This window comes from Streptomyces sp. NPDC052036, assembly GCF_040680495.1.
Taxonomy (GTDB): domain Bacteria; phylum Actinomycetota; class Actinomycetes; order Streptomycetales; family Streptomycetaceae; genus Streptomyces.
Window position 1 is genome coordinate 138,029 of the sequence record NZ_JBFAWW010000019.1, and the last position, 24,835, is coordinate 162,863.

Annotated in this window: 24 protein-coding genes and 3 pseudogenes; 13 read left to right on the forward strand and 14 right to left on the reverse strand. The window is 69.8% G+C overall.

Annotated features, from left to right (window positions below):
* Window positions 1-398: 398 nt before the first annotated feature.
* Window positions 399-533, reverse strand: a complete 135-nt coding sequence (locus tag AB0L95_RS25375; protein WP_365164812.1) for a hypothetical protein — start codon at window positions 531-533, stop codon at window positions 399-401.
* A 20-nt stretch (window positions 534-553) separates the two neighbouring features.
* Here AB0L95_RS25375 and AB0L95_RS25380 point away from each other — a divergent pair, with 20 nt between their 5' ends.
* The 6 genes from AB0L95_RS25380 to AB0L95_RS25405 all read left to right on the forward strand — a co-directional run bounded on the left by AB0L95_RS25380 (window position 554) and on the right by AB0L95_RS25405 (window position 5,239).
* Entirely contained in the window at window positions 554-814 is a 261-nt protein-coding gene (locus AB0L95_RS25380) for a hypothetical protein (protein WP_365164814.1), read from the forward strand.
* Between the two features lie 63 nt (window positions 815-877).
* Window positions 878-1,216 (forward strand): hypothetical protein, encoded by a 339-nt coding sequence (locus AB0L95_RS25385; RefSeq protein WP_365164816.1) that lies wholly within the window; start codon window positions 878-880, stop codon window positions 1,214-1,216.
* 160 nt (window positions 1,217-1,376) lie between these two features.
* Window positions 1,377-2,048 carry a nitrile hydratase subunit beta gene (gene nthB / locus AB0L95_RS25390; protein WP_365164818.1) on the forward strand — a complete coding sequence of 224 codons (672 nt, stop codon included), beginning with the start codon at window positions 1,377-1,379 and terminating at the stop codon, window positions 2,046-2,048.
* Window positions 2,045-2,644 carry a nitrile hydratase subunit alpha gene (nthA, locus tag AB0L95_RS25395; RefSeq protein WP_365164820.1) on the forward strand — a complete coding sequence of 200 codons (600 nt, stop codon included), beginning with the start codon at window positions 2,045-2,047 and terminating at the stop codon, window positions 2,642-2,644. The genes nthB and nthA overlap by 4 nt, the downstream gene beginning before the upstream one ends.
* Window positions 2,641-3,006, forward strand: coding sequence for a nitrile hydratase accessory protein (locus AB0L95_RS25400; protein ID WP_365164822.1), 366 nt, complete (start codon window positions 2,641-2,643; stop codon window positions 3,004-3,006). Before nthA ends, AB0L95_RS25400 begins: the two co-directional genes overlap by 4 nt.
* An 880-nt stretch (window positions 3,007-3,886) precedes the next feature.
* Window positions 3,887-5,239 carry a S53 family peptidase gene (locus tag AB0L95_RS25405; RefSeq protein ID WP_365164824.1) on the forward strand — a complete coding sequence of 451 codons (1,353 nt, stop codon included), beginning with the start codon at window positions 3,887-3,889 and terminating at the stop codon, window positions 5,237-5,239.
* A 91-nt stretch (window positions 5,240-5,330) separates the two neighbouring features.
* Here the strand turns inward: AB0L95_RS25405 and AB0L95_RS25410 are convergent, their stop codons facing one another.
* A complete protein-coding gene (locus AB0L95_RS25410) occupies window positions 5,331-5,564 on the reverse strand; it encodes a hypothetical protein (RefSeq protein ID WP_365164826.1) in 234 nt (77 codons plus the stop codon).
* A gap of 133 nt (window positions 5,565-5,697) precedes the next feature.
* Window positions 5,698-5,856, reverse strand: a pseudogene (locus AB0L95_RS25415) (winged helix-turn-helix transcriptional regulator); the annotation flags it as partial.
* Window positions 5,857-6,207: 351 nt separating this feature from the next.
* Here AB0L95_RS25415 and AB0L95_RS25420 point away from each other — a divergent pair.
* Entirely contained in the window at window positions 6,208-6,666 is a 459-nt protein-coding gene (locus AB0L95_RS25420) for a PaaI family thioesterase (RefSeq protein WP_365164828.1), read from the forward strand.
* Window positions 6,663-7,775 (forward strand): MBL fold metallo-hydrolase, encoded by a 1,113-nt coding sequence (locus AB0L95_RS25425; RefSeq protein ID WP_365164830.1) that lies wholly within the window; start codon window positions 6,663-6,665, stop codon window positions 7,773-7,775. The genes AB0L95_RS25420 and AB0L95_RS25425 overlap by 4 nt, the downstream gene beginning before the upstream one ends.
* On the opposite strand, the gene merB (AB0L95_RS25430) is transcribed toward AB0L95_RS25425, so the two are convergent.
* Window positions 7,724-8,431 (reverse strand): organomercurial lyase, encoded by a 708-nt coding sequence (gene merB, locus AB0L95_RS25430; RefSeq protein WP_365164832.1) that lies wholly within the window; start codon window positions 8,429-8,431, stop codon window positions 7,724-7,726. The two genes, AB0L95_RS25425 and merB (AB0L95_RS25430), sit on opposite strands and share 52 nt — an antisense overlap.
* Before the next feature lie 657 nt (window positions 8,432-9,088).
* Here merB (AB0L95_RS25430) and AB0L95_RS25435 point away from each other — a divergent pair.
* The gene (locus AB0L95_RS25435) at window positions 9,089-10,738 is read left to right on the forward strand and encodes an allantoin permease (protein ID WP_365164834.1); all 1,650 of its coding nucleotides are present in this window, start codon (window positions 9,089-9,091) and stop codon (window positions 10,736-10,738) included.
* A gap of 94 nt (window positions 10,739-10,832) precedes the next feature.
* A complete protein-coding gene (locus AB0L95_RS25440; RefSeq protein ID WP_365164837.1) occupies window positions 10,833-11,726 on the forward strand; it encodes a phosphorothioated DNA-binding restriction endonuclease in 894 nt (297 codons plus the stop codon).
* Between the two features lie 138 nt (window positions 11,727-11,864).
* Here AB0L95_RS25440 and AB0L95_RS25445 read toward each other — a convergent pair.
* The 3 genes and pseudogenes from AB0L95_RS25445 to AB0L95_RS25455 form a co-directional block, all read right to left on the reverse strand.
* Window positions 11,865-12,170, reverse strand: a pseudogene (locus tag AB0L95_RS25445) (cytochrome P450); the annotation flags it as partial.
* Window position 12,171: 1 nt separating this feature from the next.
* Window positions 12,172-12,261 (reverse strand): annotated as a pseudogene (gene merB / locus AB0L95_RS25450) (organomercurial lyase); the annotation flags it as partial.
* A gap of 243 nt (window positions 12,262-12,504) precedes the next feature.
* Window positions 12,505-12,840: a thioredoxin family protein gene (locus AB0L95_RS25455; RefSeq protein WP_365164839.1), complete on the reverse strand. Its 336-nt coding sequence runs from the start codon at window positions 12,838-12,840 to the stop codon at window positions 12,505-12,507.
* 62 nt (window positions 12,841-12,902) lie between these two features.
* On the opposite strand from AB0L95_RS25455, the gene AB0L95_RS25460 reads away from it, so the two are divergent.
* Window positions 12,903-13,307, forward strand: coding sequence for a heavy metal-responsive transcriptional regulator (locus tag AB0L95_RS25460; protein WP_365164841.1), 405 nt, complete (start codon window positions 12,903-12,905; stop codon window positions 13,305-13,307).
* A gap of 182 nt (window positions 13,308-13,489) precedes the next feature.
* Here the strand turns inward: AB0L95_RS25460 and AB0L95_RS25465 are convergent, their stop codons facing one another.
* Window positions 13,490-14,083, reverse strand: a complete 594-nt coding sequence (locus AB0L95_RS25465) for a helix-turn-helix domain-containing protein (RefSeq protein WP_365164843.1) — start codon at window positions 14,081-14,083, stop codon at window positions 13,490-13,492.
* A gap of 110 nt (window positions 14,084-14,193) precedes the next feature.
* On the opposite strand from AB0L95_RS25465, the gene AB0L95_RS25470 reads away from it, so the two are divergent.
* On the forward strand, window positions 14,194-15,204 hold the full coding sequence (locus tag AB0L95_RS25470) for an NADP-dependent oxidoreductase (RefSeq protein ID WP_365164891.1): 1,011 nt from the start codon (window positions 14,194-14,196) through the stop codon (window positions 15,202-15,204).
* Between the two features lie 221 nt (window positions 15,205-15,425).
* Here the strand turns inward: AB0L95_RS25470 and AB0L95_RS25475 are convergent, their stop codons facing one another.
* From AB0L95_RS25475 to AB0L95_RS25490, 4 genes are all read right to left on the reverse strand, one after another.
* On the reverse strand, window positions 15,426-17,732 hold the full coding sequence (locus AB0L95_RS25475) for a glycoside hydrolase family 3 N-terminal domain-containing protein (RefSeq protein WP_365164845.1): 2,307 nt from the start codon (window positions 17,730-17,732) through the stop codon (window positions 15,426-15,428).
* 44 nt (window positions 17,733-17,776) lie between these two features.
* Window positions 17,777-18,649: a carbohydrate ABC transporter permease gene (locus AB0L95_RS25480; RefSeq protein ID WP_365164847.1), complete on the reverse strand. Its 873-nt coding sequence runs from the start codon at window positions 18,647-18,649 to the stop codon at window positions 17,777-17,779.
* A 31-nt stretch (window positions 18,650-18,680) separates the two neighbouring features.
* The gene (locus AB0L95_RS25485) at window positions 18,681-19,496 is read right to left on the reverse strand and encodes a sugar ABC transporter permease (protein WP_365164893.1); all 816 of its coding nucleotides are present in this window, start codon (window positions 19,494-19,496) and stop codon (window positions 18,681-18,683) included.
* Window positions 19,497-19,618: 122 nt separating this feature from the next.
* A complete protein-coding gene (locus tag AB0L95_RS25490) occupies window positions 19,619-20,926 on the reverse strand; it encodes an extracellular solute-binding protein (protein ID WP_365164849.1) in 1,308 nt (435 codons plus the stop codon).
* A 108-nt stretch (window positions 20,927-21,034) separates the two neighbouring features.
* Here AB0L95_RS25490 and AB0L95_RS25495 point away from each other — a divergent pair, with 108 nt between their 5' ends.
* Window positions 21,035-22,141 carry a LacI family DNA-binding transcriptional regulator gene (locus AB0L95_RS25495; RefSeq protein WP_365164851.1) on the forward strand — a complete coding sequence of 369 codons (1,107 nt, stop codon included), beginning with the start codon at window positions 21,035-21,037 and terminating at the stop codon, window positions 22,139-22,141.
* Between the two features lie 75 nt (window positions 22,142-22,216).
* Here AB0L95_RS25495 and AB0L95_RS25500 read toward each other — a convergent pair whose 3' ends face one another.
* Both AB0L95_RS25500 and AB0L95_RS25505 read right to left on the reverse strand, forming a co-directional pair.
* On the reverse strand, window positions 22,217-22,498 hold the full coding sequence (locus AB0L95_RS25500) for a hypothetical protein (protein ID WP_365164854.1): 282 nt from the start codon (window positions 22,496-22,498) through the stop codon (window positions 22,217-22,219).
* A 782-nt stretch (window positions 22,499-23,280) separates the two neighbouring features.
* Entirely contained in the window at window positions 23,281-24,780 is a 1,500-nt protein-coding gene (locus AB0L95_RS25505; protein WP_365164856.1) for an FAD-dependent oxidoreductase, read from the reverse strand.
* Between the last annotated feature and the right edge of the window lie 55 nt (window positions 24,781-24,835).

The window sequence follows — 24,835 nt, forward strand, 5'->3', positions numbered from 1 at the left end:
GTGATGTCGAAGCGCTTCGACGGAGGAAGGTAGGTGGGGGCTCTGATCGCGTCAATGGGTGTGCCCGAATCGAAGCGGATCCCTTCGATCGACGGCATGGGACGGCGACCGCCGTGCCGGGTCAGGTCCGGGTGTCACTCATGTCGTTGGGCGGCGTTGCTTTGGTCGGGTGCTACGGAAAGGGAGCGTGCGGCGGCACCGGAAGCCTTACCGTCGACGCGCGTGCGGAGCCGTAGCCGCCGTACGCCGTCGAGCTCGCCCGGGTCCACGGCGAACCGGAATCGGAAGGTGCGGCTGGAGCCTGCGGAGAGCGAGCCGAACGGCATGGTCAGGGTCTTGAAGAGGGGAAGCACAGCCGGAACGGGGCTGCCTCTCGACAGAGCGGCAGCAGCCGTACCTCACTCAGCCCAGGGTGTGAAGCCGGTCGCGAGGACGACTTCGAGTGCTGCGCGCAGCCGAGCCGCCTCGTCGACGCCGAAGCGCTCCTCGAACTGCTCCTGCGCCTCCCGCCACAGCGGCACCGCCGCCTTCATCCGGGAGGCCCCCCTCCGGCGTGATCGTGACGATGCGTGCGCGGCGGTCGACCGCCGACGGCTCGACGGTCACCAGACCCTCTCGCGCGAGCGGCTTGAGGTTCGAAGCCATCGTCGTCCGGTCCATGGCGATCATCTCAGCGAGGCTGGTGATCGTCGTTTCCCCGACACACTCGCACCAGTTCCCGTCTACGCAGATCCAGGTGCGCAAGCTGACAGGCACCCCGGCCCACGTACCCGACAGCCAACTCTGGGGTACGAAGCTCGATGTCGTGAAGTAGGGCCCTGAACAGGCCTGAATGACCGGGCCGCGGAACCGGTCGAGAAGACCCAGGAGACATAGCATGCGCAAGATCAATCTCCGCTCCCTCATCCCGGTCGGCGCGGCCGCCACAGTCCTCGCCGGCGCTCCGCCGGCATGGGCCGACACCGACAGCACACACGGCGCGCGCCAGCGCCAGGAAACCATCCAGGTGGTTGCCAAGCAGACCCAGTTCCAGGCCATCGACGTGGGCAAGGAGGGACACAGCCTCGGCGACGAACTCGTCATCGCCGAAGACCTGTATCAGAGCGGCAAGAAGATCGGCGACCACAGCGTGGTGTGCACCTACGTGCACACCGGCCCGGACACACTGCAATGCCTGGGCACCTTCGCTCTGCTCACATTGTCAATAATGTGCTAGAGCAACCGTCCTCAGGCGCTGACGGCAATGGGGCGACACATGCACTGCAGGCACCGCGATCAACGGATCGGAGCACGGCTCACGCCGTGACGCCGGGACACCAGCCACCTACCATTCGAGTGAATATGCCTTCTCTTGCAGGCATATGAGAGGTTGCGCCATGGAAGGTGTCGCCGACATGGGGGGCACCCAGGGATGGGGCCCCGTTCATCCACCCCGACGCGAAGAACCCGTCTTCGAAGAAGGCTGGCAACGCAAGGCGTTCGCGCTGGCGATTCTCTCCAGCCGTGTTGCCAGCGGCGGCGTCAACACGGACGCCTTCCGGCACGCGATGGAGCGTCTGGACCGCGCCGCCTACCTGGACGACGGCTACTTCGGGCGGTGGCTCAACACCGGTGAGCTGACGCTCACCGAACGCTCCGTCCTGGCGCCCGGCGCCATCGAGGCCCGCGCCCGCAACCTGCGCGGCGAGCATGTCGAGGAACCGCCGGTCCCCGTGCCCGACCGGCCCCACTACGCGCCCACGGCCGAGGGTTCGCTGCGCTCCGTGGACGCCGCCCCGGCCTTCGGTGTCGGCGAGCACGTCCGCGCCAAGGACATCTCGCCCGCCGGGCACACCCGGCTGCCGGGCTACGTCCGGGGACACACCGGAGTCGTAGCGCTGATCCAGCCCGCCCATGTGCTGCCGGACACCAACGCGCACTTCCTGGGCGAGAACCCGCAGCACGTCTACTCGGTGCGGTTCGACTCACGCGAACTGTGGGGCGCCGACGCCGAACCCTTCGCCCTGACCATGGAAATGTACGAGAGCTACCTGGAGACGACCGCATGACCATCGCTGACGGCCCGGACAAGACCCTTCCCGTCGCCCTGCGCACCGAGGCACTTGAGCAGCTGCTCACCGAGCGGGGCCTGATCGACCCGAAGGTGATGAACGGAATCATCACCCACTACGAGACCAACGTGGGCCCCCTCAACGGAGCCAAGGTCGTCGCCAAGGCCTGGACCGACCCCGACTACCGGCGGCGCCTGCTCGAGGACGGCACCGGCGCCATCGAGGAGCTCGGCTTCTCGGGGCAGCAGGGCGAGCACATCGTCGTCGTGGAGAACACCCCGGCCGCCCACAACGTCGTGGTGTGCACACTGTGCTCCTGCTACCCGTGGCCAGTGCTCGGCCTGCCGCCGAGCTGGTACAAGGACCCCGCCTACCGCGCACGCGTGGTCAGGGAACCGCGCACCGTGCTGTCCGAGATGGGACTCGACCTCGACGACGACGTACGGATCGTCGTCCACGACTCCACCAGCGAGGTGCGCTGGCTGGTCCTGCCCGAGCGCCCGGCCGGCACCGAGCACCTCACCGAGGAAGATCTCGTACCCCTGGTGAGCCAGGACGCGATGGTCGGCGTGGCCAAGGTGACGGCACCGTGAGCGCGCCGCTGGACATCGAGGGCCCGGCCGCACCACCCCGCTCCAACGGTGAGCTGGTGTTCGCCGAGCCCTGGGAAAGCCGCGCCTTCGGCATGGCCGTCACGCTGTACGACGCGGGCGCCTTCACCTGGCCGGAATTCCAGGCGGCACTGATCGCCCGCATCGCCGCCTGGGAGGCCTCCGCGGCACCGAAGGAGCCGTACCCCTACTACCGGCTCTGGCTGGCCGCCCTGGAGGAGGTGCTCGCCGACGTGTGCGCCGTCTCCACGGACGAGATCACCACACGCGCCCAGACCCTGGCACAGCGCCCGCCGGGCCACGACCACCGTGACCATCACGGCCACCACGACCACCCGCACTGACCCACAGCTCCCGATCGGCCTCGGCCCACCCTCGCGTGGCCCGGGGCCGGAGCGACCACGCCTGGGCATGTACGCGCCTGTGCCCGGGCCTTCGGGAGGGTGTGCTGCATGCGGGGGGCCTCAGAGTCATACCCGGGTCACCGACTCACGGTGTGGCACTACTCGGTGCTGCGCGCCGCGCTGGCCACCGCGCCCAACCCGATCTCCTGACGGTGATCGTCGCCCGTCCCGCCAGCCGGCTCCTACGGGCACCGGATCATGCTCCTCGGCGGGGCCGTCCTGTTCGCAGCCGCCCAAGGCACCCTCGCACTGACCGTCTCAGGCCAGCCGCGCTGGGCCGTCGCACGGCTGCCCGCCAAGGTGCTCACCGGAGCCGGCATCGGGATGACGCTGCCCGTCCAGTCCCGGCGCCTCCACGAAGTCGCTGCCGCCGGCCCAGTTCGGCGTCGGCTCGGCGATCAACCAGAGCTTCCGTCAGCTCGGCGCCGTCCTAGGCGTCAGCCTCTTCGCAGCCGTCGTCGGCACGCCCTCCCCCAGCACCGCCCTCGAAGCCTTCCGCCACATCTGGTGGGTCTTCGGTGCGCTGGGCCTGGCTGCCGGGCTGCTCGTGTGGCTCCCGCCGCTGTGCCGCACGACCACCCCGCCGCAATCCGACTGAGGCTCGTCCGGGCAGTGGGAGAAGACCCAGGCCCACGCGTAGTACGGCGGTGTGGGCAGCCTCCCGCAGGGCAACAGTCCATCGGGGGGTAAAGGGTTCGACATCGTCCGTTCAACGGTCTTGTTCTGTCCATGACTCGTTCGATGAGATGCGCGGAGACCACCTCGGAACCTCTTCTCGAGACCGAGACCACTTCGTAGACTCCGAATCACAGGGGGATTCATGCGCATAGCCCGTACCGGGCGGGGCGTCGCGGCTGCCACGTCCGTCGCCGCCCTCGCGGTCACCGCACTGGCGACCGCCGCGCCTGCCGCCGTACCGCACACCCTGGCGGTACCGGCCGTCGTCGGGCACACCCTGGTCCACGGCGTGAGCAGCCCGCTTTCCAGTGAGCAGTGCCAGGCCAAGTGGCACATCAACTGCTACAACCCGCTCCAGTACCGCACCGCGTACGACCTGAACGCCCTCTACCGCAAGGGCGTCACGGGCAAGGGGCGCACCATCGTCATCGTCGACTCGTACGGTTCCCCGACCGTCCAGCACGACCTCGACGTCTACAGCAAGCAGTTCGGTCTGCCCAGCACCAAGGTGAAGGTGGTCAAGTGGGGGCACGTCCCCGTCTTCGACCCCAAGAACTCCGACATGACCGGCTGGGCCGGTGAGACCACCCTGGACGTCGAGATGGCGCACGCGGTGGCACCCGCCGCCAAGATCGTCGTGGTGGAGACGGCGGTCTCCGAGACCGAGGGCACCACCGGTCTGCCGGAGATGATGTCCGCCGAGAAGTACCTGATCGACCACGGCGTCGGCGACGTCATCAGCCAGAGCTTCGGCGCCACGGAGAACACCTTCCCCGGTTTCGACCAGGGCGACTTCTCCAGCATCAAGAACCTGCGGTACGCCTTCCAGGACGCGAACCGCAAGCACGTGACCGTGCTGGCCGCCTCCGGTGACGGCGGTGCGACCGACCTCCAGGCGGACGGAAAGACGTACTACAACAAGCGCGTCAACTCCTGGCCCTCCTCGGACCCTCTGGTCACCTCGATCGGCGGCACCCAGCTCCACCTGAACGACAAGGGCGACCGCGTCAAGCCGGACAGCGTCTACAACGACAACGGCTCCGGTGGCGGCGGCCAGTCCCACGTCTTCACGCGCCCGGCCTTCCAGAACGGCGTGAAGGGCCTCGTCGGCAACCGCCGCGGCACCCCGGACATCTCGATGTCCGCCGCGGTCAACGGCGGCGCCTGGATCTACTCCAGCTACGACCCGACAGCCGTCGGCTGGGATGTCAGCGGCGGCACCAGCGAGGCCACCCCGCTCTTCGCGGGCATCGTCGCCCTCGCCGACCAGGCGGCCGGCCACCGGGTGGGCAACATCCAGAAGTCCCTGTACGACCTCTCCGCCCACCACTCCAGGAGCAACGGCATCGTCGACGTCAACGACGGCACCGACAACAGCTACCACGGTGTGACCGGCTACAAGGCGGTCAACGGCTACGACCTCGCCACCGGCGTCGGCACCGTGGACGCCCTTCGCTTCGTCCCGGCCCTGGCCAGGGCGAGCCGTCATGGCTGACGTCACGGCTGACGCCTCCTGACACCACACGGGCGGCCCTGGTTGCGCACCGGGGCCGCCCGCCTCACCAGCTGCCCGGCTTCTCCCGCCGTCACAACCACCCGCGCTCCCTCGCACGCAAGCCCGCCTGGAAGCGGGTGGTGGCGCCGAGCCGGGTCAGCAGGTCGGCCGCATGGGCGCGGTACCTGCGCAGGGACATGTTCAGCGCACGGGCGGCGGTTTCGTCCTTGTCGTACTCGGCCAGTACGCGCAGGACCCGTACCTCGACCTCGGTGAGATCGAGCCCGTCGAGATCGCCGGCGCGCGTCCACAGGCCTTCGAACAAGCAGACCCAATGCCGCCGTGCCGACGAGGGAGCTCGCGGTACCTGGGCGCCGAGTTCACCGGCCACGTGAACCAGGCCACCATGCACGGACGCTTCTGGTCCGGCTCCTACTTCGCCGGATCATGCGGAGACGCACCGCGCCCTTGCGTTCGCGATCCCGCAGCCGACGGTGGCAGGGGGAGGCGGTCAGTCGCAGGCGGTGGGCCAGCTCGGTGACTGTCGGACGGTCGTCCAGCCATGGCTCGGTCAGGATCTTCCGATCGAGAGCTCCATGGAGAAGATTCTCCCTCACGCGGCGCGATCATCGGGTGAAGACGGAAACACCTTCGGGCACATCCGGCATAGCCTTCCCTCTCAGGGCGTGGAAAGCGGGAGGGACCGAACCGATGGACACGACGACGCAGACAGCCTTCGTGGCGGGTTCGGCGACCGTGCTCCCCGTGCTGACCGTCGCCGGGGCCGTGCTCAAGGGGGCGGGGACCACGGTCCTGAGACCCGGCTCTCGGCAACGCCGGCCGTCCCCCGCGTCTCCGGTGCCATGACGATCGTCAAGGGCGGATTCCTGCCGGTGGAACGTCTGGCCGGCTGACGAACCCCGTCCCGTCCTGTCCACACACCGTGTTGCCCGTCGAAGGAGAGAGACGTGGAAGACCCGACGCAGTCGGAACAGGCGAGCCCCGCGATACAGAAGCGCATCCAGGACAGCTTCGACCGCCAGGGGCTGATGGCCCACCTCGGTGCACGCCTCGCCCACGTCGGCCCCGGCATGGTGCACATCGTGCTCCCGGCTCGTCCCGAGGTGACCCAGCAGCACGGCTACGTCCACGCCGGGGCCACCAGCGCCGTGGCGGACAGCGCCGGTGGCTACGCGGCGCTCACGTTGTTCTCCGAGGACTCCGAGGTGCTCACCGTCGAGTACAAGATCAATCTGCTTGCACCCGCCGCCGGCGAGTACATCGAGCCGATCGGGACCGTCCTGAAGTCCGGACGCACCCTGACCGTGTGTCAGCTGGAGGTGTACGGCGTCCAGGGTGACGGCGGCCGGAAGCTCGTCGCCAACGGGCAGCAGACGCTGCTCCGCGTCAACAGGCCCGAGCAGTGAGCCCGCAGCACACGCCGTCGCTGCCGTCCTGGATGACGTGGTGGCAGCGGCCGTTCCCCGACGCCAACACACTTCTGCTGCAAGGCCGTCGGCCGGCCCTGGTCGACAGCGGGTTCGTCGGCCACGCCGAGGAGACCGCCGCCTGGGTTCGTGCTCACGCCCATGCGATCGATCTGGTCGTGAACACGCACTGGCACTCCGATCACGTCGGTGGCAACGCTCTCCTCCAGGCACAAGGCGCCGCTGTCGCCGCGGGGGCGCCGGAGGCGGAGGCCGTCTCCCGCCGGGATCCGGGCTGCTGCGCGGCAGAGTACCTGGACCAGCCGGTCGCCCCGTACACGGTCGACGTGCCGCTCGACGACGGCCAGGTCGTCCAACTCGGAGACGCTGACTGGAAGGTCGTCCGCACGCCTGGGCACACCCCGGGGCATATCGCGCTGTGGCAGCCGGAGGAACGGCTGCTCGTCGTCGGGGACACGCTGTCGGACTACGACGTCGGCTGGGTGAACCTCGCCCTCGACGGGATCGACGCGGCCACCACCGCGCTCGCCTCCCTCAAGCGGATGGCCGACCTCGACCCGCGCGTGATCCTGCCCTCCCATGGTCCGATCCCCGCCGATCCCGGCGCGGCCGTCGCCGCGGCCCTGCGCCGCGGCCAGCGCCTCGTGGACGATCCGCACGGAGCGGTCTGGTACGGCGCCCGGCGGATCTTCGCATTCGCCCTGATGATCCGCGGCGGGATCGCGGCCGGGGAGGCCGAGTCATACCTGCACGCGCGGGCCTGGCTGACCGACGCCGCCCGACTTCTGGACGTGACCCCCGAGGAGCTCGCCGCCGAGCTCATCACGACCATGCTCCACAGCGGCACCGTCGTCCTGCGCGACGGTCGGCTGCACGCCGCCGCGGACCACACTCCTGTGGCGGCCGAGGCACTGCGCGTGCCGTTTCCGCAGACATGGCCGGCGGCGGGGCCGCGGTCGCAGGGATCGAGTCGGGACGGCGTGCCGCCGTACGGCCACTCGTCGTCCCCTTCAGGGCCGGGAGCCGGCTCCGGGCCTCAGTCGGGCAGCCCCCAGAAGGATCCGAGCAGGCCGACCTCCGAGAAGTAGGCGGTGGCGGAGGCGGGGTCGCGGCGGGTGTAGCCCGGCTCCAGGCGTCCGGTGTACCAGTCGCGGGCGAGGCGCCACACAGTGCCCAGATCCATGACGTAGCCACGCTCCTGGCCCGTCTTGTGCAGCCAGGTGTCGACGCAGCCGGTGGAGCAGAACAGGCGCTGGTCGCCGCAGGTGTGCACGACGTCGTCCCAGACCCGGCGCATGGGGGTGAGGAAATGGGCCACCTGGTCACCCTGCGGGGGCGCGTCTCGGCCGACCACCCAGGCGTGCGGGGTGTCGCAGGACGGACAGCGGGTGGCGACCAGGACGTCGGGCTCGTCCTTGAGCAGACAGGGGATGGCGAACGAGTCCCAGGCGCAACCGCCCCACCACAGTGTGCGCGCCCCCATGACGGCGAAGCCGAGCGGCACGGACGCGAAGGGGTGGGCCATCACGATCTGGTCGGTGTCCCGCGGGTTCAGGACGACGTCATGACTTCCGTGAAGGGTGTGCAGTTCCTGGCGCACCTGGTCGGGGGCGAGTCCGGTGAGTGCCGCGAGTTCCGGCACGCTCGGAGCATGTCCGCTGCTCGCGAATCCGGTGTAGACGGCCAGGCGGACGCGCTCCGTCCCGTGAAGGTTCGTCGGTGCTGGTGAAACGTTCCCGGTCATTCCTGTGGTCCCTTCGCTGATCGAGACGATGGTGTCCAGGGTGCGCCTGGGTGAGGTCCGGGGGCTTGAACGCTCGTGCGGCACCATGGGGACATGAAGTCCTCCGGAGAGCGCGCCGCCTATTGGCGGGTTCCCGGGCTTGCGCTGGAGGCCAGGGACACCCGCTTCGAGCACTACGCGTATCCGATGCACGCCCACGACACGTAGTCCTTCGGAGTCACCGACGAGGGCGCACAGTCGTTCGTGCGCCGGGGTGAGCGGCACGTCAGCGCGGCCGGGCTGATCATGGCGTTCCATCCGGACGAGCCCTGATCCGCCATGCCTCGACGAGGCCGACACCTCTTCCGGACCGGCCGAGCCGGGTGGGCCTGGCCGCCCTGGCGCGGGCTCACCATCGCCGACGTCGGCGAGCCACTGTCGCTGCGGGGAGACCACGAGACGGAAGGTGAGTACTCGGAAACGACGCGTTCACGACGGTGGGAACGGACGGTAACAACCGCTTCCTAACGTGACCGGCCGTGGGATCAGAGGCTTATGCACGGCCGCACGCGACTCGTGACGGTCCGTCGGCTCCCCCGTCCTGCCGATGACGCCAAGCGGGGCTCATCCCTTCACCGAAGCACCCGCACCAGCACCAGCACCATCGGGAGGCGCGACATGAGCACCACCGAGTCACGGCCGCCAACGACAGACACGACGAAGGCCGCCGCCGACCAGGCGGTCAACGAGACGCTGGAGGACTACACCCTCCGTTTCGCCCCCCGCAGTTACCGCCGCTGGGCCCCAATGGTCGTGGCCACCACCGCACTCGGCGGCATCGCCTACATGGCCGACTTCTCCATCGGCGCCGGCATCGGCCTGGCGCACGGCACCGGCAACGCGCTCGTGGCCATCGCGGTCGCCGCCGTCGTCATCTTCGTCACCGGCTTCCCGCTCGCCTACTACGGCGCCCGCTACAACATCGACCTCGACCTGATCACGCGAGGCTCCGGCTTCGGCTACTACGGCTCGGTGCTGACCAGCGTCATCTTCGCCAGCTTCACCTTCATCTTCTTCGCCCTCGAAGGCTCAATCATGGCCCAGGGCCTCAAACTCGGCCTCGGACTACCGCTGTGGCTGGGCTACCTGCTCTCCACGCTGATGGTCATCCCACTGGTGATCTACGGCATGAAAGCCCTCAGCAAACTCCAGGTGTGGACGACCCCCATCTGGCTGCTGCTGATGATCGGCCCGCTGGTCCATCTGATCGCCACCGACCCCGGCACGGTCGACCGCTTCCTCTCCTACGCCGGCACCGATGGCGACGGCGGCGTCGACACCGCGTCCGTGCTGCTGGGTGCGGGCGTGTGTCTGTCATTGATCGCGCAGATCGGCGAGCAGATCGACTATCTGCGCTTCATGCCGCCCAAAACCGAGGCCAACAAGCGCACTTGGTGGACCGCCGTGGTGATGGCCGGTCCCGGCTGGGTGGTTCTCGGCGCGCTGAAGCAGGCCATCGGCGTCTTCCTGGCCGTCTACATTCTCGCGAAGGTCGGCCCGACCGCCGCGACCGAGCCCATCCAGCAGTTCCGCGGTGCCTTCGACGCGATGATGCCCTCCTGGATGGTCATCCCGCTGGCCGTCGCACTGGTGGTCATCAGCCAGATCAAGATCAACGTGACAAACGCATACTCCGGCTCGCTGGCGTGGACGAACTCCTTCACGCGGGTCACCAAGCACTACCCCGGCCGCATGGTCTTCGTCCTGGTCAACCTGGCCTTCGCGCTCGCCCTGATGGAAGCCGACATGTTCAGCTTCCTCAACAGCATCCTCGGCTTCTACTCGAACTGCGCGATCGCCTGGGTGGTCACCGTCGCCACGGACATCGGAATCAACAAGTACCTGCTGAAGCTGTCCCCGCTGCAGCCGGAGTTCCGCCGGGGCATGCTCCACGCCGTCAACCCGGTGGGCGTCGTGGCCTTCGTCGCCGCATCCGGACTGTCGATCGCCATGTACTTCCATCTGCTGGGCGACACCCTCCAGCCGTACTCCCCCGTCGCCGCAGCCATGATCGCCTTCGTGCTGACCCCGCTGACGGCGATCGTCACCAAGGGCAGGTACTACCTCCGCCGCACCGACGACGGCATCACCGAGCCCCTGTTGGACGCGGAAGGCAACCCGAGCGCGGTCACCCTCGACTGCCACGTCTGCCACCAGCCGTACGAGCGACCGGACCTGACCGGCTGCGCCACCCATGACGCAGTCGTCTGTTCCCTCTGCCTGAGCACGGACGAGGTCGGCGACCACGTGCTGCCGGCAGCCGCGTAGTCAGCACCCCACCGCTTCCCATCGCCGCTGTGGGGCGGGGCTTTCGGGTCCCGCCTCGTCATGCGCCGGGGAGGGCCCTCTACGATCACCCGCTATGGACTGGCTCGAGCGGACAGCGAAGCTGAGGCAGTGGACCAGAAGCGGGACGCGCGCTCCGCACAAGCCACTGCTGCTCCTGTACGCCCTCGGCCGATTCCAGGAGTATGCGGAGGGCGGCCTGCGATACACCACGGTGGAGCAGGACCTGCAGCGGCTGCTCACCGAGTACGGCCCGCCGAACAAGACGACACCCGCCTACCCCTTCCACCACCTGGTCAGCGACGGCGTTTGGGAAGTGAGCACCGATCGCGGGCCCGGCAGCCCCGGAAGCGGGGTGCGGGATCTCCGGGAAACGGGTGCCACCGGACGGCTCGCACCGGACTTGAGGGCAGCGCTGCGGCGCGAGCCGCAGCTCCTCGGCAGGATCGCGCGGTCGCTGCTCGATCTGCATTTCCCGCCCTCCCTCCACAGTGAGCTGTGCGAGGCGGTCGGCCTGGAGCTGGAGCCGCCGCAGACCGAGCCGCCCTTGACGGCGCGCAGGCAGCGGGACCGGCGGATGCGCGAGCTGGTGCTGACCGCCTACGAGTACCGGTGCGCCTTCTGCGGCTACGACGGCAGGATCGGCGCGGTGCCGGTCGGGCTGGAGGCCGCCCACGTGCGCTGGTGGGCGTTCGGAGGCCCCGACGACATCGAGAACGGGCTGTGCCTGTGCTCGCTGCACCACAAGCTGTTCGACAAAGGCGTCCTCGGTGTGGGCGACGGCCAGCGCATCCTGGTCTCACAACACTTCGTCGGCCACAGCCCCGCCGCCCGCGAGCACGTCATAGCCCTCGCGGGCCGTCCACTCATCGGCCCACAGCCGGGCGCACGCCCGATGGCGACCGCTCACCGCGTCTGGCACGTCGGCCAGGTTTTCCACGGCGAACCACGTCCCTCTGCGGCTGCCTGACGCCGGGACCTCCGAAACCGGATCCGGGACGAAGACCGCCCTGTCCTCAAACCGCGGGAGGCCGACCTCGGGGCGCCGGCGGACAGCAATGTGCGGTTCCGCCGGATGAGGGTGTCCGTGGCACCGGCCGACTCGATCTCACCACATGACGGGAAGTTCGTGAAGGCCGTAGATCACGGCGTCGTACTTGAAGCGGGTGTCCTCCAGGGGGACGGTGGTGCGCAGGGTGGGGATGCGGCGGAAGAGGGCGGGGCAGATCACCTGCAGTTCGAGCCGCGCCAGCGGCTGGCCGACGCAGTGGTGGGTGCCGGCGCCGAACGCCTGGTGCCGGCGGGCGTTGCGGGTGATGTCCAGGCGGTCGGGGTCCTCGAAGACCCGCGAGTCGCGGTTGGCGAGCTCACCGAGGAGGATGACACCTTCGCCGGCCAGGATGGTCTGCCGGGATGCCGAGGGCGTCGATCGCGCACATCGCCCATGCGTCGATCCCGTCGGCGCGGCGGACGCGATGAGCGGTGGGCACGGCGGAGAACGGATAGGCGGCCCGGATGCGGCCATGGCCGTCGGGGACGAGGAGGTCGTCGGCCGCCAGGTCGGCGACCACCTCGGCGGCGGTGCGGCCATGCGCGGCGGCCGCGGCTTCCAGCTCATCGACCGCGGGGCCGTGTCGGGTAGCCGCGAAGTGGCGGACCACGGCTTGCCCAACAGCACGCACCCCGCCGGCTTCCGGGGCGAGGCGTCCCCGGCCGCCGCGGTCGGCTGCACCCATCGGCGGACAGTCTCAGTCCAAGGCGGCGTCCCCATCGGCCAGTACGCGCCGCAGGTCGGTGACGCTCGGCGCTCCTTCGACGTGGCCCTCGGGCCCGCGATACAGGCGGCAGGACAGGGAGGCGGGCGCGCCCGGCGCGGCGAAGGGGTCCACCCCGTCGATCAGTACGGTGGGAGATCCGGCCATCCCGAGCCGCACGGCCTGCTCGCGATCGGCGACCTCGACCCGTTGCACGTCCGCGGCACGGCCGTCGAGCGCCCGGGTGAGCCGTTCCTCGATCACCGGGGCGTTGGGGCAGTCGGGCACGGTCAGCACGGTGATCCGCATGGTGTCGTCCTCCCAGTTCACAGCCTCTGCACCGACGGTAGACCTTCCAGTGCGCTGGAAGGTCAAGGCGTCGTCTCGGTCGTATGCGCACCGGAGAACTGGCCGCCGTCGGCGGGCTGACGGCCAAGACCGTCCGCTTCTACGAGCAGGCCGGGCTGCTGCCCGAGCCGTCGCGTACTCCGGGCGGCTACCGCGACTACCCGCCACAGGCCGCACACCGGCTCGCCTTCATCCGCGAAGCACAGGCGGCCGGGCTCACCCTTGCGGAGATCCGCTCCGTCCTGGCCGTCCGCGATTCCGGCGAGGCACCGTGCGTGCACGTCACGGACCTGATCGAGCCGCATCTCGCGGACATCGAGCAGCGCATGGCCGAGCTGCGCGCCACCCGCACCGCCCTGCGCACTCTGGCCCAGCGCGCGACCGGCACCGACCCGAGCACCTGCACGGAGGCGGACATCTGCCGCATCATCAGCCCGCCGGAAGTGTGACGGTCACACAGCCGCACATGCGCGGCAGTCGAGCAGGACACCCGGCATGGCGGACATCATCAGTCGCGCCGCGCATGGCAATTGACCGACCGAGCAGGGACTGATCCTTCATGCCTGTTCTGTCGCGTCGGTCTGCGTCGATTCGAGCCGCACCTTGCCGTTGGTCCGCATGCGCGACGATTTCAGCTACGACCCCGAGGGCGGCGTTCCCTCTCGGCATCGCTACTCCCTGTGCTCATCAGAATCGCGCTCGCGACAACATCGAAGAGGTGATCCGCGCGTGGCGCGAGCGAGGGTTGATCACCGAGCCACGCGAGCGACCCGGCCAGCGCAAACAGGTCGGTGCCGTCGATGTCGGTTCGCGCCACGCCCTCAGCCTGGGCGCGGGCAAGGAGTCGCGTGCCGGCCGCGCGCATCGTGACGCACGAAGCATGAAGTGCGGACTGCGTGTCCTCAATGGCAGTCATCATCGACGCCGCAACGCCGCGATAGTCCCGGGCGCAGACGACGAAGTCGCGTAGCCACGACACCAGCGCATCTTCGGACGAGCTCCACGTTTCGAGCTCGCCTGCCCTTGCCGTCAGCTCGTCGAAGCCCGTGCGGAGCAAGGCGGCGAGCAGCGCCTCGCGTGTCGGGAAGTGACGGAGCAGCGTCGCGAGCCCCACGTCGGCCCTGCGTGCGATGTCGCGCAGCGATGCGTCGACGCCCTGCTCGGTGATGACGGCGCCCGCAACGGCGAGCAGGTGGTCACGATTCTTCCTGGCGTCGGCCCGCATCTGCCCCTCTTGACTATCCGGATCAGTGGTCCATATATTCGGATCAGTGGTCCGGATATATGGACCACTGATCCGATAAGCGTATCCCGCGGCGCAGGCAAGGGAAAATGATGCCGACACACACGATGAGGGCGATCCGGGTGCATGAGCACGGCGGCCCTGAGGTTCTGCGGTACGACGAGGTGCCGATGCCCGAGCCGAAGCCGGGTGAGGTGCTCGTTCGCGTTCACGCGGTCGGCGTCAATCCTCCGGACTGGTACCTGCGCGACGGGCTGACCAACATCCCCCCGGAGACGAGGCCGAAGTTCAGCCTGCCCGTGATTCCGGGGACGGACGTGTCGGGCGTCGTCGAGGCCGTCGCCGCAGATGTGGACGGCCTCTCCGTCGGTGATGAAGTCTTCGGCCTCCTTCGCTTTCCCAGCTTCGACGGCAGCGCATATGCCGAGTACGTGACCGCGCCTGCGTCGGACCTCGCACGCAAGCCGGCCGGCATCGATCATGTGCACGCCGCCGGGGCGCCCATGGCCGGGCTGACGGCGTGGCAGTACCTCATCGAACTCGGACACGATCACCCGTCGCCCTTCCAAGCGGCGCAGCATCGGCCGATGGCACTCGACGCCGACACGGCGGTGCTCATCAACGGCGCCGCGGGCGGCGTGGGGCACTTCGCACTACAGCTGGCGAAATGGCAGGGTGCACGTGTCATCGCGGTGGCATCGGGCGCGCATGAATCGTTCCTGCACGAGCTCGGCGCCGACCAGTTCATCGACTACACGAAGAGTCGTCCCGAGGAGGTCCTGCACGACGTCGACCTCGTTCTCGACACCGTCGGTGGTCGCGACAGCGGTCGCTTCCTGCGCACGCTCAAGCGCGGGGGCGCCCTCTACCCGGTGTTCTTCGGCGACTACGACGACGAAGAGACCGCGAAGCTGGGCGTCACGGTCTCGGGCACCCAGGTCCGCTCGAACAGCGCGCAGCTCGCCGAACTGGGACGCCTGCTCGACGCGGGCACGGTTCGCGTCGCGATAGACAGCACGTTTCCGCTCGAGGATGCCCGAGCGGCGCACGAACGCGCCGCCCGAGGACATCTCCAAGGCAAGATCGTGCTCACGGTCGCTTAAGACCTCAAGGACGCCAGGACGTGCTGCGCCTGCTGCCGAACGTCGTCATCGACGTCGACACCCATCTCCATCGGGGTCGGTAGTGAGTGACGCAGGCACGACCAGCGCCGCTCCGTGGCCGCCCTGGGCCTGGAGACGGGCCCGTCCCCCATCGTGCACTGACGCCGTGCTGTGGTACCAGGCGGCGGCCAAGTGTGAACGCCTCTGGACCAGTTGAGGGGTCACCCGTTCGTGGACACCTCTGTCTCGCAGTGCAGCCGGCGGTCGGGGCCCAGGTCGCGGACCGGGCCGGTGAGCGTGAGGCGGGCCGTGTGGCGGACGTCCCTGCTCGACGCGGCCAGCCGTAGTTCCAGGGCGCCCGGTTCGACGATCCGGGCGCCTGTACTACCGGTGAAGGCCGACAGGTCCGTATGGAAGCGGAAGGTCACCCGGTGGGACTCCCCCGGGTCCAGTTCCAGCCGCCGGTATCCGATCAGGCGGACGTCCGGGCGGGTCACCGAGGCCACCGGGTCGTGCAGGTACAGCTGGACGACCTCCGCGCCCCTCCTGCTGCCCGTGTTGCGGACCGTCACGGAGAGGTCGTAGCTGCCGTCGGTGCCGATGACGGGCTCCGTGCCCGTGAAGCCGTCCCAGACGAATCGCGTGTACGACAACCCGTGCCCGAAGGGGTACAGCGGCGTCGGGTCCAGGCTGCTGACCTCACCGGCCAGGCCCAGCGGCGGCTGGAGGTAGGTCCACGGCTGGCCGCCGGGCATCCGCGGCACGCTCACCGGAAGCCGGCCCGAGGGGTTCACGCGGCCGGTCAGGACCCCCGCCACGGCGGGACCGCCCTCCTCACCCGGGAAGAACGCCTGCACCACCGCGGCCGGCCGGCCGTGCGGACGGACCGGCGCGTAGGGGCGTCCGGTCAGCAGCACCAGCACCACCGGCACCCCGGTTGCCAGCAGCGCGTCGAGCAGTTCCCCCTGCACACCGGGCAGTGCGAGGTCCGGCACGTCGCAGCCCTCGCCCGAGGTGCCCCGGCCGAACAGGCCCGAGCGGTCGCCGAGGACCGCGACGCACACGTCCGCCTCTGACGCCCTCGCCACCGCCTCGGCGAATCCGGAGGTGTCCGGGTCCGACACCCCGCAGCCCTCGGTGAACACGATCTTGGCGTGCGGGAGTTCGTCGCGCAGCGCCTCCAACAGGGTCGGGATGGCGATGCCCGTGGGGACGTCCGGATGCTGCGCGCCCACGTGTGCGGGGAACGAATAGCAGCCCAGCATCGCGAGGGCGTCCGACGCCCGCGGTCCGAACACCGCGATCCGCGCGTCGGGGGACAGCGGCAGCACGCCGTCGGGGTTGTCGAGCAGAACCACCGACTCCTCGGCCAGGCGGCGGGCCAGAACGCGGTTCTCCGCCGGATCGAGGTCGACCGACTGGGGTGCCGGGGAGTGCCAGCCCTCGTCCAGAAGGCCCAGTTCGCACTTCTGCAGCAGGACGCGGCGGGCCGCGCGGTCCACCAGGGACTCGGCGACGCGGCCCTCCCGCACCGCTGCGACCAGGTCGTCGCCGTAGCACTTCAGCGTCGGCAGTTCCACGTCGACGCCGGCGGCCAGCGCCAGGTGTGCCGACTCGGCGGGGGTCTCCGCGACCCGGTGCAGGGTGCGCAGGAAGTCGATGCCGAAGTAGTCGGCCACGACCGTGCCGGTGAAGCCCCACTCCTCGCGGAGCAGTCCGGTCAGCAGGCGTGGGTCCGCCGACGCGGGCACGCCGTCCGTCTCGGTGTAGGCCGCCATCAGCGAGCGCGCCCCGCCCTCGCGCAAGGCCATCTCGAAGGGCGGCAGCGTGACGTCCGCGAACTCACGCCTGCCCGCCCGCACCGGGGCCAGGTTCCGAGCGCCCGCGGAGGAGGAGTAGCCGGCGAAGTGCTTCAGCGTGGCGACGATCCCGGCCGACTCCAGTCCCCGGACGTACGCGGTCCCGATGGTGCCGACGAGGTAGGGGTCCTCCCCGATCGTCTCCTCGACGCGTCCCCAGCGCGGGTCGCGGACCACGTCCAGGACGGGGGCCAGGCCCTGGTGGACGCCGACCGCCCGCAGATCCCGGCCGATGTGCCGGGCCATCTCCGCCACCAGCGCCGGGTCGAAGGTGGCGCCCCATGCCAGCGGTACCGGGTAGGCCGTGGCGCCCCAGGCCGTGAAGCCCGCCAGGCACTCCTCGTGGGCGACGGCAGGGATGCCGAACCGGCCGGCCTCGACGATCCGTTGCTGGGCGCGGGCCAGCGCTTGCGCGCCGAGCGCCGGGTCCACGGGGGCGGTGCCGAAGGAGCGGGTGAGCTGGCCCAGACCCCGCGTGATCAGCTCGTCCCAGTCGTAGTCGGTGTTCATGGCCTGCTGGTTCGGCGCGACGCCGTCGCCGTCGGTGGCGGCGCCCACCCACACGCCGTACAGCTGGGCGATCTTCTCCTCCAGGGTCATCCGGGACAGCAGGTCGTCGACGCGTGCGGCCGCGGACAGGGCGGCATCACGCCAGGGAGCGGGGGTCATGGAACTCCTGTCGGGAAGGCGGGGCGAGCGCCCCGCGCGGCGCCTCACTTGCCGCCGACGCCCAGCAGTCCGCCCACGAGAGCGCGGCGGGCCACCAGATAGACGGCGAAGACGGGGACGCCGGAGAGGACGACCGAGGCGAGCAGGGCGGGGATGTCGACGCCGAACTGGCTGACGTAGTTGAACAGACCCAGGGTGAGCACCCGGGGGCCGTCGGACTGGGTGAAGATCAGCGGGAAGAGGAAGCCGTTCCAGGCCTGCAGCGCCGAGTAGATGCCGACGGTGCTGATGCCGCCCTTGGCCAGCGGGATCACCAGTTGGAACAGCATCCGCGTGGCCGAGGCGCCGTCCAGCGCCATCGCCTCGTACAGCTCCTCGGAGATGTCCCTCAGGGTGCCGGTCAGGATCAGCACCGACACCGGCATCGCGAAGGCCGCCGTGGGCAGGACGATGGCGAGCAGGCTGTCGTAGAGGTTCAGCTTGGCGATCATCAGGTACAGCGGGACCACCACCGCCTGCGCGGGGATCGCCACACCCAGCAGGAACAGCCGGAAGGCGGCGCCCGAGAAGAAGGTACGGGTGCGCACGGCCACGTAGGCGAGGGGCACGCACAGGACCAGCACTACGGCCACGACGGCGGCCGCCACGACCGCGGTGTTGGCCAGGAAGTGGAAGAAGCCGCTGTGCAGGACGGTGTTGTAGTTGGCGAGGGTCGGCCGGCTCGGCGGCTTCAGCGCGTTGTTGCCCAGCGCGTCGTCCTGCCGGGTCAGCGACGCCGAGATCATCGCGTAGATCGGGACGATCACGACGACCAGCCAGAGGACCGAGCCGAGACCCGCGAGCGGGTTGGTGCGCCGCGTCCGGTGCCGGCGGCGGCGCTGCGACGGCGCGGACGCATGCGGTGCGGACGTCCTCACCGGACGCGGGAGCGTGTCGTGCGACACGGGGTCACATCCCTTCCCGGACGCTGCTCATCGCGCCGAAGCCGGTCAGCCGCACCAGCAGCAGCGACAGCGCCGTGGCGGCCACGACCAGGAAGGACGCGATGGCGCTGGCGTAGCCGAAGTCGTAGCTCTTGAAGCCCGCCTCGTACATCAGGTACGGCAGGATCGCGGTGTCCGAGCCGGGGCCGCCCTGGGTGAGGATCAGTACCGTCTCGAAGTACGTCAGTGAGCCGACGACCATGAGGACACCGGACGTCGTGGCCGTGTGGCGCAGCTGCGGAAGCGTGATCGAGAAGAACTGGCGCAGGCGGCCGGCGCCGTCGATGGCGGCCGCCTGGTAGAGGACCTCCGGTATCTGCCGTGCCCCGCCCTGGTAGATCAGGGTGTGGAAGGGGGTGAACTGCCAGCCGCCCACGAACACGATGGCGAGAAAGGCGCCGCTGGTGGAGCCGAGGGTGTCTTCGTGGACGATGCCGAAGTTCGGGTCGAGCAGGGCGTAGAACAGCAGCGAGATCGCCGTCGAGGACAGCAGGAACGGTACGAAGAAGACGGCCGACAGCACGGCGCGGTTGCGCTGGCGGCCCGCCGCCCACACGCCGAGCAGCAGGGAGACCACCGTCTGGAACGCCCAGCTGACGACGGTGAGCAGGACGGTGACGGTGAGGGACTGGGTCAGGCGGTCGTCGGACAGCAGCTTGCGCCAGTTGGCGAGGCCGACGGGCTGCGGGTCGCCCAGGCCGTTCCACCGGGTGAAGGAAAGACAGAACGCGAGGGCCATCGGGACGACGGCGAAGAAGGCGAAGAACAGCACGCCCGGCAGGACCCAGACGACGTGCGGGCGGCCGGCCCGCGTTCCCGTCGCCGTGCCGCGGGTGCCCCGGCCGCGCGTCCCGGGCCGGGCGGCCCGTCCGGGCCGCGCGGCCCGCGCGGTGAACGCGCCGCTCACTTCAGCCCCTTGACGGCGGAGACGAACTGGGCGGGTGTCGACTTGCCCACGAACAGCTTGTTGACCTCGGTCAGCATCGGCGTCGAGACACTCGGGTCGACCGCCTGGTCCCAGCTGAGCGTGAACGCGGGTGCCTGCTGCACCATGCGGTACTGGAACGTGGCGAACTCGGGGTTGGGGGACGAGCCCAGCAGCTTCTCCGCGTTCGACGTGGTCGGGATGTCGCCGTTGGCCACCAGATCCTTGGCGTACGCCTCGGAGGCGCAGTCCCGCAGGAAGGCGAGCGCGGCGTCCTTGTTGGACGTACGGGCGTTCACGGACCAGTAGTTGGTCGGGTTGCCGACGACGTTGCGGATGTCACCGGCCCCGCCGTCGACCTTCGGGAAGGCGCACCAGCCCAGGTCCTTCCTGGCGAAGTCCGGGAACTTGCCGAGCTGCGTGGAGTACTCCCACGACCCCATCAGGTGCATCGCAGCCTTGCCCTTGGCAAAGACCGCGGGGGCGCCGCCGTTGACGTAGGACACCGAGTTGAACCCTTTGCCGAAGGCCCCGTCGTCGATGAGCTGCCGGACGGTCTCGGCGGCCTTGAGGACCGCCGGGTCGCCCCAGCCGGCGGAGTCGCCGTTCTTGATCTCGTCGAAGACCCCGGGGCCGCCGATGCGGTCGACCAGGTACTCCAGCCACATCAACTCGGGCCAGATGTCCGCGCCGCCGAGCGCGAACGGGGTGATGCCCGCTTTCTTCAGCTTGGCGTTCACGTCGAGCAACTGGTCCCAGCCGGTGGGCGGTTGGAGTCCACGCTCGGCGAACAGGGTCTTGTTGTAGAAGAGGATCACGGGCTGCATGCCGCGCATCGGGATGCCGTAGTTGTGGCCGTTCAGCGCGCCCGCGGCCAGCACAGAGGGCAGGAACCCGGACTTGAGGACCGGGTCGGACGCGATCGTGTCGGTGAGGTCGACCAGCTGTCCGGCGTCCTTGTAGGCCTTGATCGAACCGCCGCCCCAGTTGAAGAACACGTCCGGCGCATGGGGCGAGCCCATCGCCGTACGCAGCTTGGCCGGGTACTCCGAGCCGGGCACCTTCTGCAGCTTGACCTCGCCCTTGGCCTTCTTGGCCGCCGCCGAGGCGTTGAACCGGTTCACGGCCTTCACCTGCACCTTGACCGCGTCGTCGCCGTAGACCAGTGCCGTGATCGTGCCGCCGCTGCCGGAACCCCCGCCGGAGCCGCAGGCGGTGAGACCGGCGGCCGAGATCAGGGTGGTGGCGCCGGCGCCGAGGAACCAGCGCCTGCTGTAGGACTCCATGTGACAGGAACCTCTCCCGAATATTTCGAATGGAGCTCCGAATGTTCCGGGAACGTAGGCCCGGCAAGGGGGTTCGTCAAGGGGGTGCGCAGGGATACGATCACGGGCATGAACCCTGCGAAGCCCGTGGAAACGCAGACCGCCACACTCGCCGAGATCGCCCGTGCGGCCGGCGTGTCGGCTCCGACTGTTTCGAAGGTCCTCAACGGGCGGGCGGACGTCGCCCCGGCGACCCGCAGCCGCGTCGAGGAGTTGCTGCGCACACACGGCTACCGGCGCCGGCGCACCGAGGCGACCCGCTCGCCGCTGATCGACGTGGTCTTCCACGAGTTGGAGAGCGCCTGGGCGATGGAGGTCATCCGGGGAGTGGAGAACGTGGCGCGGGAGGCGGGCCTGAGCGTGGTGCTCTCCGAGAGCGCGGGCCGGCTCACCCCCGGGCGGACCTGGGCCGACCAGGTCGCCGCTCGCCGGCCGCACGGAGTCGTCCTGGTGCTGTCCGACCTCGACGAGCCGCAGCGCGCGCTGCTGACCAGCAGGTCGATCCCGTTCGTGGTGATGGATCCGGCCGGCGACCCGGGCGCGGACGTGCCGTCGATCGGGGCCACCAACTGGCAGGGGGGCCTCGCCGCCACCCGGCACCTGGTCGAGCTGGGGCACACCCGTATCGGCGCGCTGAGCGGTCCCTCACGGATGATGTGCAGCCGGGCCCGGGTGGACGGCTACCGGGCCGCGCTGGAGACGGCGGGCCTGCCGGTCGACCCCTCGCTCGTCCTGACCGGCGACTTCCACCACGAGGCCGGCTACCGGCTCGGCCTGGATCTGCTGCGCAGGCCCGACCGGCCCACCGCGGTCTTCGCGGGCAACGATCTGCAGGCGCTCGGCCTGTACGAGGCGGCCCGCGAGCTGGGGCTGCGCATCCCCGAGGACCTGAGCGTGGTCGGTTTCGATGATCTGCCGGTGGCACGCTGGGTGGGGCCGCCGCTGACCACCGTGCGCCAGCCGCTGACGGAGATGGCGGAGGCGGCGGCCAAGCTGGTGCTCGACCTCGGGCGGGAGGAGCCGTCGCCGGTGGCGACGCGGGTGGAGCTGGCCACCAGCCTGGTCGTCCGCAGCAGCACCGCCGCGCCCGCGACGGGGATCGATGCTGCGACGGTGATGCCGAAAGTTTCGAAGGAGGTGTCCGGACGCACGTCGGGGGCCCCCGGAGGAGCATGAGCCCCGCGGAGCGAGCGGCCGGCATCGGCAGCGGTCAGGGCTGGGCCGCCACGGCTCCGGGCTCCTCTTCGAAGGTCATCGGCTCAGACGGCGAACCGTGCGACGCCATCGGACGGCGTCGAACAACGACCGGATGAGGCGGTACCCCGGGTAGACGAGAAACCCCACGCCGACAAGGATGATCACGTACGGGATCGTCCACCGCAGGGGGTACTGCTCGTCGACGTGCGAGCCGATCCGCAGCCGCAGCAGACGGCCGTGCCATATCTCCACCGTGCCAACGGCCCCGGGCTTGGCCACCTGGTAGAAATCCTGCTCGACCTCGAACTTGCGGCGCCGCCCGTCTGCCGTGCGCACGGTGATCTCGTAGTGCGTGGTCGCCGATGCTGCAGCGATCCGCAGGCCCGCCGGGGACGCAGGGTGAGGAAACCCGACGTCAGACTGTGCAGCAGCGGCACGCACGCCCCGGCGGGCCCCTTCCGCCGACGACAGGGCCTCGTCGCGCGCCGGGGACGGGGCCGATCCGCAGGTCAGTGCCGGCGGTGCTGCGAAGAAGGGGAGGCCGGCCGCGGTAATTCGGCCACGAAGCACACAGACATACGGTCCGACACCGTACAGCGGGGGGCCTGCCGGCGGGGGCGGCGCCGGCGGGGGGTTCGGCGGATCCGGGGGATCCGGGTCCTGGGTGGTGTAGGTGGACCGGGCGACGACGGTCATCGAGAGCCGCAGTCTGCAATGACTCGTATCAGCCGGCGGAGGAGTCGCGCAGTACGGTGCGCGCTCGAACGCCCGCTGTTCGACACGGGGGCCGGCGCTCAGCACCACACCCACGGCGATGAGTGCGAGCCCCGCAAGCCCGATGGCCAACGGCCCCAGCCACCGCCGGTCCCGCCGCGATCCCAGCCTGGTAGGCCTCCTGGTGTGCCGCTTCATGGACCGAACGTAATGCGCCAACGGGTGCGGGACCCCGCGTATTTCCGGACAGAAACCGCCGCCACGTCCACGCGGACCGCAGAGCGGTTACTGCGGAGGGCGGCGTCGGCTGGGATCACCGGCACAGTGAGGTGCGGCGTCTGAGGGCCTGTCACCGACGCTCCGCCCTCCCTTTTACGTCCGTCAGGCCGTGACAGGCGCCCGGCTCAGTCCACCCTCGCAAGGCCGTCCGCGATCGCGGCGAGCAGGGTGTCGTCGCAGGCGGCGGTGGTGTCCGCGGCCCAACAGACGTAGCCGTCGGGGCGGATGAGCACGGCGGCAGCGCCCACATCCTCGGTGCGTACGGCGCGGACGACGTCCACACGCGGCGGGAGCCGGAGCCCGGCCGGGACGATTTCGGCCAGGTCGAGCAGGACGGCGTGCCCCGAGCCGAAGAGCGCCGACATGCGAGTGGGGCCGGCTTCGGTGACCAGCTCCGTGTCCGGCATGCGCTGTCCGGTCAGCGGATGCTCCCCGGGCAGCTCGTAGCGCAGCGAGAGGCCGGACATCAGCCCTGCGAGATGGCGGTTGGTGTCGGGCAGCCGCAGCAGGTCGGTGACGATGTCACGCAGGTTGGCCACGTCCTCGGTCGGGTTCGGACTGGCCAGAACCCTCTGCGCCGACGTGTGATGCAACACCTGGGCTCCGGCCGGATGCCGTTCGGCGTGGTAGCTGTCCAGCAGACCGCTCGGCGCCCGGTCCTGAATGACCGCGGCCAGTTTCCAGCCGAGGTTGAACGCGTCCTGTATGCCGAGGTTGAGCCCCTGGCCGCCCAGCGGCGGGTGGATGTGCGCGGCATCGCCCCCGAACAGGACCCGGCCCACGCGATACTGCTCCAGCTGCCGGGTGGCGTCGCTGAACCGCGAGGAGTTGTCCACGGCGCCGAGGGTGGTCTCCGGGCCGTACACGGCATGCAGGGCAGCAGTGATCTCCTCAGAGGTGACAGGGGTGTCGCGGGCGGTCTCCGCCTGATCCTCACTTCCGAAGGTGATGCGGTACCGGTCGCCACCGAGGGGGACGAGCATGGACCAGTAACCGCCCCCATGACGGGTCAGGGTGCTGATGTGCCCCATCTGCTGCGGCACCAGCGGCGATACGACGGACAGGCGGATGTCGGCCAGCACCGCCTCATGCGTCCCGGGCCTGCCGGGAAACGGCAGCCCGAGCAGTTTCCGCACCGTACTGTGGCCGCCGTCGCACGCCACCAGATAGTGGGCCCGCACCCGCAGACCGCCCGCCGTCACGACCACACCGTCATCGTCCGTCTCGACCCCCGAGACAGCGGTGCCCCGCAGCACCCGCACACCGGCGGCGATCGCCCGCTCCTCGAGCACCTCCTCGATCTGCCACTGAGGGATCGAGAGCGGGTAAGGATGCCTGGTACGCCAGGGTGTGCAGTCCAAGGGCACGGGCAGGAACGCGAAATGCCCGCCCACCGGTTCACGCGACAGGGCCCGCTTCCGCAACGGCTCCAGCAGCCCGCGCGACTCCAGCAGCTCGGCGGTACGCGGCTGGACCCCGCCGCCCTTCACCTGCTCGATGCGCTGGGGCAGCTTCTCCAGCACCAGGGTCTCGACCCCGGCCAGGGCCAGTTCGCAGGCCAGCATCAGTCCGGTCGGGCCGGCGCCCGCGACGACGACCTCGGCTGCGCTCTCCGTCAACACCATCACTCCCTCATTTCTCGACCGGGAGTAAATGTATACCAGATGCAGAAATTCACTC

Excerpts from the sequence above, each read along its gene's own strand:
- AB0L95_RS25505 (WP_365164856.1), bottom strand. The coding sequence starts at position 24,780 with ATGGTGTTGACGGAGAGCGCAGCCGAGGTCGTCGTCGCGGGCGCCGGC.
- AB0L95_RS25405 (WP_365164824.1), top strand. The coding sequence starts at position 3,887 with ATGCGCATAGCCCGTACCGGGCGGGGCGTCGCGGCTGCCACGTCCGTC.
- AB0L95_RS25440 (WP_365164837.1), top strand. The coding sequence starts at position 10,833 with ATGGACTGGCTCGAGCGGACAGCGAAGCTGAGGCAGTGGACCAGAAGC.
- AB0L95_RS25375 (WP_365164812.1), bottom strand. The coding sequence starts at position 533 with ATGAAGGCGGCGGTGCCGCTGTGGCGGGAGGCGCAGGAGCAGTTCGAG.
- AB0L95_RS25435 (WP_365164834.1), top strand. The coding sequence starts at position 9,089 with ATGAGCACCACCGAGTCACGGCCGCCAACGACAGACACGACGAAGGCC.
- AB0L95_RS25465 (WP_365164843.1), bottom strand. The coding sequence starts at position 14,083 with ATGCGGGCCGACGCCAGGAAGAATCGTGACCACCTGCTCGCCGTTGCG.
- AB0L95_RS25470 (WP_365164891.1), top strand. The coding sequence starts at position 14,194 with ATGCCGACACACACGATGAGGGCGATCCGGGTGCATGAGCACGGCGGC.
- nthA (WP_365164820.1), top strand. The coding sequence starts at position 2,045 with ATGACCATCGCTGACGGCCCGGACAAGACCCTTCCCGTCGCCCTGCGC.
- AB0L95_RS25475 (WP_365164845.1), bottom strand. The coding sequence starts at position 17,732 with ATGACCCCCGCTCCCTGGCGTGATGCCGCCCTGTCCGCGGCCGCACGC.
- AB0L95_RS25495 (WP_365164851.1), top strand. The coding sequence starts at position 21,035 with ATGAACCCTGCGAAGCCCGTGGAAACGCAGACCGCCACACTCGCCGAG.
- merB (WP_365164832.1), bottom strand. The coding sequence starts at position 8,431 with ATGACCGGGAACGTTTCACCAGCACCGACGAACCTTCACGGGACGGAG.
- AB0L95_RS25490 (WP_365164849.1), bottom strand. The coding sequence starts at position 20,926 with ATGGAGTCCTACAGCAGGCGCTGGTTCCTCGGCGCCGGCGCCACCACC.
- AB0L95_RS25460 (WP_365164841.1), top strand. The coding sequence starts at position 12,903 with ATGCGCACCGGAGAACTGGCCGCCGTCGGCGGGCTGACGGCCAAGACC.
- AB0L95_RS25385 (WP_365164816.1), top strand. The coding sequence starts at position 878 with ATGCGCAAGATCAATCTCCGCTCCCTCATCCCGGTCGGCGCGGCCGCC.
- nthB (WP_365164818.1), top strand. The coding sequence starts at position 1,377 with ATGGAAGGTGTCGCCGACATGGGGGGCACCCAGGGATGGGGCCCCGTT.